General features: G+C 43.0%; 6 protein-coding genes and 2 pseudogenes. 6 read left to right on the top strand and 2 right to left on the bottom strand.

All coding sequences use genetic code 11. The features are described 5' to 3' along the window. A pseudogene (locus tag AB4589_RS25705) lies at positions 1-340 on the bottom strand (transposase); the annotation flags it as partial. A gap of 193 nt (positions 341-533) precedes the next feature. Here AB4589_RS25705 and AB4589_RS17225 point away from each other — a divergent pair. From AB4589_RS17225 to AB4589_RS17200, 6 genes are read left to right on the top strand one after another with little or no spacing between them, the layout of a single operon-like run. Next, positions 534-1,658, top strand: coding sequence for an ABC transporter substrate-binding protein (locus AB4589_RS17225; RefSeq protein ID WP_372014511.1), 1,125 nt, complete (start codon positions 534-536; stop codon positions 1,656-1,658). Then, positions 1,651-2,715, top strand: coding sequence for an iron ABC transporter permease (locus AB4589_RS17220; protein WP_016800126.1), 1,065 nt, complete (start codon positions 1,651-1,653; stop codon positions 2,713-2,715). Before AB4589_RS17225 ends, AB4589_RS17220 begins: the two co-directional genes overlap by 8 nt. Continuing rightward, positions 2,715-3,482 (top strand): ABC transporter ATP-binding protein, encoded by a 768-nt coding sequence (locus AB4589_RS17215; RefSeq protein ID WP_372014508.1) that lies wholly within the window; start codon positions 2,715-2,717, stop codon positions 3,480-3,482. Before AB4589_RS17220 ends, AB4589_RS17215 begins: the two co-directional genes overlap by 1 nt. Before the next feature lie 8 nt (positions 3,483-3,490). Next, complete coding sequence (locus AB4589_RS17210) at positions 3,491-4,270, top strand: hypothetical protein (RefSeq protein WP_372101254.1); 780 nt, start codon at positions 3,491-3,493, stop codon at positions 4,268-4,270. Next, complete coding sequence (locus tag AB4589_RS17205) at positions 4,267-5,541, top strand: opine metallophore biosynthesis dehydrogenase (RefSeq protein ID WP_102491809.1); 1,275 nt, start codon at positions 4,267-4,269, stop codon at positions 5,539-5,541. The genes AB4589_RS17210 and AB4589_RS17205 overlap by 4 nt, the downstream gene beginning before the upstream one ends. 11 nt (positions 5,542-5,552) lie before the next feature. After that, the gene (locus tag AB4589_RS17200; RefSeq protein WP_016800130.1) at positions 5,553-6,398 is read left to right on the top strand and encodes a DMT family transporter; all 846 of its coding nucleotides are present in this window, start codon (positions 5,553-5,555) and stop codon (positions 6,396-6,398) included. Positions 6,399-6,497: 99 nt separating this feature from the next. Here the strand turns inward: AB4589_RS17200 and AB4589_RS17195 are convergent. Beyond that, positions 6,498-6,707 (bottom strand): annotated as a pseudogene (locus tag AB4589_RS17195) (IS5/IS1182 family transposase); the annotation flags it as partial.

Genomic DNA, 6,707 nt, shown 5'->3' with positions numbered 1-6,707 from the left:
AGATTTCGAGGGTGACCACGCTCCCAGAAGGCTGCTCCTTCTCTTGGGGGAATAAGCGCAACGGCTCGCTTAATCTTAATAGCAGCGTGGCACACTCTCGTGTCGTACGCGCCATCGCCAGACTCTACGCTTGCCATCCGTCTCGTGTTTTTTGACTTTTCATGAGTGCTGTCGTGATAGCTAAATCACTGAATCGACGTGGCCTACCGCGCTTATTCTGTTTGCTTTGCGCCCAACCGCTTATTGCCTCTTCATCAATCCAAAAAGTCAGAGAGCCACGGTGAATGAGCGATTGGTTGTATTGCTTCCTGTTGGTTGTTTTGTAACGAGGTTTAGACATAGAGCTACGAGAGAGAGTGGACGTAGCTGATCATATCGTAGGTTCTTGATTTAGTTCCATTGAATTACGCAACAACAAACCCACCTAGCTTTATTATTTATATTTAATAGATATAAATAATAAATATATATCTTTTCAACCCTAGAACCATTGTTACATTATAACAATTAGTGTTCTATTTGAGGTCGAGGGAATGAAAGGACACCTTTTAAAAGTAAAAGCACTTTTTTTGGCAACTTTGGCTTTGGGTGACATGGCCTCTGCTTCTACAGCTCTTCAGTTCAAAGACGTGCTCGGTAGAAACATCTCTTTAGAAAAGCCGGCAGAAAAAATTTTCCTAGGTTTTTATTTTGAGGATTACCTAGCGATCGCTGGACCAGATGCTTACAAAAAAGTGGCTATTTTCCCAAGACACTCTTGGAAAGATTACCGTCAATCTCAATGGACCACCTATAAAAAAATCATTCCTGAGTTAGAAACGATTATTGATTCAGGTTCTCTTTATACAGGTACTTTTGATTTCGAAAAACTCTTGTTAACTAAACCTGATGTTGCACTTCTTGCGGCGTGGCAATATCAATCCCTTGGTGAAAAAGTTGAAATACTTGAAAAGAATGGTATCAGAGTTGTCGTTGTAGACTTCAATGCTCAAACGCTTGAAAAACACGTCATTAGCACACGTGTTATAGGCAGAGTAATGGGGACAGAAGGACGCGCTTCATCGATTGCAACGGAATACGAAAACACAGTAAACATGGTTAAACAACGTGTTACGAGGCATCTGGAAAACCACGCGGCACGCCGTGTGTATGTGGAAGCAGGTACAGGTGGACCAAATGAATACGGTAAATCTTACTCGACGACAATGTGGGGCAACCTTTTGACAATGGCGGGGGCCGATAACCTTGCCCATGGGATGTTTGAAGGTTCTGCCCACCTAACGCCTGAATATATCTTGAGTCAAGATCCAGAAGTGATCTTTATATCCGGTGCTCACTGGGTTAAACATAACGACAGCGCCCTGCTTGGTTTCAACAGCACAATGGAAGAAGCGCAAACTAGATACCGCCCCTACCTAAATCGTGCTGGCTGGAATCAACTGACGGCAGTTAAAAATGGTGACGTCTACGGTATATACCACTCAGGAACACGTACTATTTACGACCACGTTTTCTTGTTGTATCTAGCAAAGTCTATTTACCCAGAAGCATTTAAAGATATTGAACCTAAGAAATTGCACCAAGAATTTTTTAGGAACTACATGCCGCAAGCGCTCAAAGGCACTTTCATGATTCAGGTGGGCGTAACTCATGAATGAAAGCATGAAAGCATCGTCTGACCTGAATCATTCCAGCGGCGCTATTTATCAAAGAATGCAGAAGCAAAGAATTAAGATTTTGCTAGGCGCTTTTCTGGCAACGAGTTTTTCCGCTTTATTCGATCTTGGTACTGGCTCATCGTGGCTAGGCATTGAACAAGTTGTTGAAGCCCTCCTAGGTGGTCCCTCTGGTGACAGCTTATCAACACTTATTGTCTGGCAACTTCGGTTACCCATCACTCTCACCTGTCTTATGGTTGGCGCCTCACTCGGCCTCGCTGGCGGTCTAATGCAAACCCTCTTAGCCAACCCACTTGCCAGTCCGTATACCCTTGGTATCTCTGCTGCTGCTGGATTTGGTGCAGCCATAGCTTTTTTAACCGGTTTTTCAGTATTTGGTTTGCATTGGTTAGGCGTGCCGTTTGCCGCTTTCTTGACATCTGGATTAGCGAGTATGGCGATCTACATAATTGGTCGCAGCCGACATATGGACGCAAAAATCCTGATTTTGGCAGGTATTGTCGTTCTCTTCTTTTTCCAGGCTTTACAGTCATTAATTCAATATTTGGCATCACCAGAAGTGCTGCAGCAAATTGTTTTTTGGTTATTTGGCAGTCTACTGAAGGCGAGTTGGTTGTCCTTCTTTGTTTCAGGAGCCGTTTTTCTGTTCGGTTTGGTCTTTGCGTTATCTAAGGTATGGGCACTCACCGCCCTCACTTTAGGCGAAGAGCGTGCACTCGCCTTGGGAATAAAGACCAGCAAGTTAAGACTACAGATGTTTTTACTGTGTTCCTTATTAACTGCAGGAGCAGTGTCGTTTGTCGGAACCATTGGTTTCATTGGTTTGGTTGCTCCTCACCTAGCAAGAATGCTAATAGGCGAAGATCAGCGTTTCTACTTACCTTTGGCGGCATTAATGGGAGCGTTGCTTTTATGTACCTCGTCTCTTGTTGCTAAGTTGATTGTCCCAGGCACTATCATACCAATTGGTATCGTCACCTCCTTAGTCGGTGTGCCAATCCTTCTTTATTTTCTGATAAGCAGGAGGTTTATCTAATGACGTCGCTTTCAATAGAAAATCTTGCCGTTCCAATTGGAAGAAAACTCGTTTTAAAGAAGGTAGATGCCCACTTTTTGGGTGGCAAATTTACCGCCATTTTAGGGCCCAATGGCGCAGGAAAAACGACATTGCTCAAAGCTATCATGGGCATCATTCCTTCTGATGGGAAGATTAATTCAAGTGGGGAGGACGGGCTGAGATTACCGCTACAATCCTTCTCGTACCTATGTCAACTCAACAAATCTCCCTGTCAATTAACGGTTATTGAGTTTGTCTTACTGGGCTTGGTTCATCAACTGAGCTGGAACATCACATTTGAACAAGAACAAAAAGCAGACGCCATCCTTGGTTATCTAGGTTTGAGAAATCTCGCCCTTAGACAGTTTTCTCAACTAAGCGGTGGTCAGCAACAGCTGGTTTCACTGGCGCAATCTCTTGTTGCTGAGCCCAAGGTATTGCTCTTAGATGAACCAACAAGCGCCTTAGATCTCAAGCATCAAGTCCAAATTTTAGACCTTGTTCGTCAATATACCCGAGCCAAAAATATCATCACAATTGCGGTCCTACACGACCTCTCTCTCGCTGCTCGATACTGCGACCATCTTCTCTTAATGAATGATGGTGAAGTTCAATATTGCGGTAAACCAGAAGACGTGCTCGATTCTGAAAGGCTGGGGAAAATCTATCAGATTCATGTGGACGTAGGTTGTTGCGTTCATGGACATACCCACGTCACCCCAGTTCGAGCCCTTAAAACAGATTAGGCATTCTTATGGCAATGAATAAAAGGCAATATCACTTATTAGTTTCTCTATCCACGTTTGAATCTCAAATTCAAACCCTGACTCATTACAGCCTTGAAAATTGTGAATGTTTTGTCCTTTTGCAAGAAAAAATTGATGAGTTTTGCGCTTGGATTTTGCAAGAAAATTTTAAAACCATTAGCGATGATTTTGATATGACCCCTGAGTACGATCGTTTAATCAAGCAGCTTCGTGAAACTGCTGTAAAAGCTCTGTGTTTATTGGAAAAACATCAGTCTCAGTGTGCCAGAGAGCATCAAATCGACATCAGCGAATATTTATACCAACTTTCTGAAAACACAAAAATTGAACTAAAAAAAGCAGGAATTGAAAGCAACTCTCGAGTCCTGTTTATTGGCTCAGGGTCCTATCCGGTTTCTGCTTTCACTATATCTCAGAGCACAGGCGCTCTCGTGCACGGTATAGATCTTGATGAGCAGGCAGTGAAAATGGCCAACCAACTCAACTTGTCAACCACTTTTAGCTGCAAAGATCTAATCACTGAGTTTGTCTCTTTCCGGCCAACTCATGTTGTAGTAGCCTCTTTAGTGGAACATAAATGGGAACAACTCAGACAGCTTAGACCTCATCTTAACCACTCTCACCGAGTATTAGTTCGATTCGGTAATGGTTTAAAGTCCGCCTTCAATTACCCTTTCAACCCAAACCTAATGGATGGGTGGGAAACACAACAGATCCATAACGATGCAGCGATATATGACACCGTCTTGATGGAGCGCGCAAAATGACTCTTTCATTAGGAAAAGTGTTAATCGTTGGCACAGGGCCAGCCGCATTTCAGACAGCAAAAATCATCAGAAACCAGTGCGAGCAACTTGGGTTAGTAAACCGCTCATCAGAGCGCTGGCAGCCGATGTTCGAAAGCTTACACAACGAACGTATTGCGCATATTTTCGCTGCCAAATCCTCTTTGAAGCGAATGGCTGGGCAGGTGATATTTGATGCGGTTTTTGAAGATTTACGCGATGTAAGCGGACAATGGGATACGTTGGTTCTGGGCACCCCATCTCATGCTTATTCAGCGGTTCTATTGGCTTTACCTAAATCGTGTTTGAGTTCCACAAAAATAGTAGTCCTCATTTCATCCTTATTTGGTGGGCACCGGATTGTAAAAGGCTTGTTTTCAGAACTGAATTTAACCCCCAACGTACTGATATTTTCCAATTACTTTGCGGCCACTAAATTTATAACGGAACAAGCTGGCGTTCGTGTCCTTACCAAAGCGGTTAAAAAACGTATTTATGCTTACTCAAGTAAAGAAAAATGCCCTGTCCTAGAGCTACTGACTCAAACTTTAGCGGATATCGGTGTTGAAGTTGTCGAGTTGGAAAATGGGTTTAGCGTAGAAGGACGAAACATTACCTCTTTCGTTCATCCCGCATTTTTTATGACCCCTTTCTCGCTCAATCATATCTTAAGTGAGACGAGAGAAGTTAAGTACATGTACAAACTTTTCCCTGAGGGACCGATCACAACCGAAACCATCCACATTTTGGTTGAGCTATGGCGCGATATATCAAGATTGATACTTCACTTTAACGGAACACCATTTAACTTGTTACAATTTCTCAATGATGACAACTACCCTGTGCATCCAGAAACCATTCGTCGTCGTCAAATTGAGCAGTTTATGTCGCTCACTCCAATAGCGCAGGAATATTTGGTTTACGTACGATACAGCGCGATTCTGATCGATCCTTTTTCTAAGCCGAATGAAAATGGGTGCTACTTCAACTTCTCTGCCGTGCCCTATGCCAAAGGTAAGGTGGAAAAAGGCAAGTTGTCTTTACCTCGAATACCTAAAGAAGATATACAGAATCTTTACTGGCTTCAAGTCTTAGGCAGAGCGCATGGGATTGCATTACCGAGCGTTAACCGTGTGCTAGGTATATTCGAATCTTGGTTAAGTAGCTCTCAACTCCCTCACCATTTGATTGAAGAGTCCCGCACTCAAGCGCACCAATACCTTGGTTGGGTGCGTCTATCATACGACCTTTAAAGAAACCCATCATGAACAACGGTGTAGCGTTAACTATATTTTCTGCGTTCATTTTTAGTGTCATGAACGCACTTATTAAAGCGGCCAGTTTGACGATTCCAAGCTCTGAAATTGTCTTCTTCCGAAGCGCAATAGGAACCGTTCTGATTTTAGGTTTAATGTGGAAAGCGAGTATCAGGTTTTCTACCACGGGCATACCAATGCTTTTGCTTCGTGGCCTGTTTGGGGCGTTTTATCTGCTCGCTTTTGTGTACGCGATTACCCACATGCCGCTAGCGGACGCCGTGATTTTGGCTTACCTGTCCCCGTTCTTCGTTATATTACTTTCCAACCTAATTTTGGGAGAAAAAGCCCCTAAAAAAGTAGCATTCCTTTTTCCGCTCACTTTGGTTGGAGTTACCTTAATTGTAAATCCATTTAGCTTCGACACATTTAATTTGTATGCCCTCTCAGGGGTGGCGAGTGCTTTTTTTGCGGCGGCTGCCTCTATCACTATTCGCCACCTGAGTAAGAGGCACCATATTTACGAGATTGTGTTTTATTTTCTTTTCACTTCGATGTTGGTATCCGGTTACTTGATGAGGGATGAGTTTGTGGTTCCACAGGGAATTGCGTGGATTTATCTAATTGCCATTGGTCTTGTTTCGCTCATTGGGCAAATTTTCCTAACAAAGGCATTCAGTCATGAAAACGCCGCTGTAGTTGCAGTCACCCGCTATATCGGCTTGGTCTTCAATATACTTTGGGGGGTTATTTTTTGGTATGAAATCCCTAGTTGGATGAGCACATGTGGCGTTCTTATAATAATAACAACATCTATTTCCCTCTCGCTAAAGAAAAAAAATATTATTCAATGATCTGAGTACCACCTAGAAAACAAACTAATCAAAGAGAGTAGGGAAGGCTTTGTTGCGTAATTAAATTTAGAGATAGATGCACCCCGTTTCGCATACTTTTTAGTCAATACGACAAGTTTCAGGCATACCTAACCCAGTAAGCTTGTTCAACGCTTTTATCATCGCGTAAGTTTCACCCACCTGGGCATTGTAATTTCTTAAGCTCAGTTTCCCTCCTAGCAACTGTTTAACTCGATACATCGCTGTTTCTGAGAGTGAACGTTTGTGGTATCCATACCGCTCTTTCCAATACTTATTTGAGCCGTATAA

The organism is Vibrio sp. 10N.222.49.A3, assembly GCF_041475145.1.
Taxonomy (GTDB): domain Bacteria; phylum Pseudomonadota; class Gammaproteobacteria; order Enterobacterales; family Vibrionaceae; genus Vibrio; species Vibrio tasmaniensis_A.
Note: the sequence above shows the minus strand (reverse complement) of the source record. Positions and strands in the feature narration are given on the sequence as shown.

What these genes read in the sequence shown, in the direction of transcription:
- AB4589_RS17225 (WP_372014511.1), top strand. Translation starts at nt 534, where the DNA reads ATGAAAGGACACCTTTTAAAAGTAAAAGCACTTTTTTTGGCAACTTTG.
- AB4589_RS17220 (WP_016800126.1), top strand. Translation starts at nt 1,651, where the DNA reads ATGAATGAAAGCATGAAAGCATCGTCTGACCTGAATCATTCCAGCGGC.
- AB4589_RS17215 (WP_372014508.1), top strand. Translation starts at nt 2,715, where the DNA reads ATGACGTCGCTTTCAATAGAAAATCTTGCCGTTCCAATTGGAAGAAAA.
- AB4589_RS17210 (WP_372101254.1), top strand. Translation starts at nt 3,491, where the DNA reads ATGGCAATGAATAAAAGGCAATATCACTTATTAGTTTCTCTATCCACG.
- AB4589_RS17205 (WP_102491809.1), top strand. Translation starts at nt 4,267, where the DNA reads ATGACTCTTTCATTAGGAAAAGTGTTAATCGTTGGCACAGGGCCAGCC.
- AB4589_RS17200 (WP_016800130.1), top strand. Translation starts at nt 5,553, where the DNA reads ATGAACAACGGTGTAGCGTTAACTATATTTTCTGCGTTCATTTTTAGT.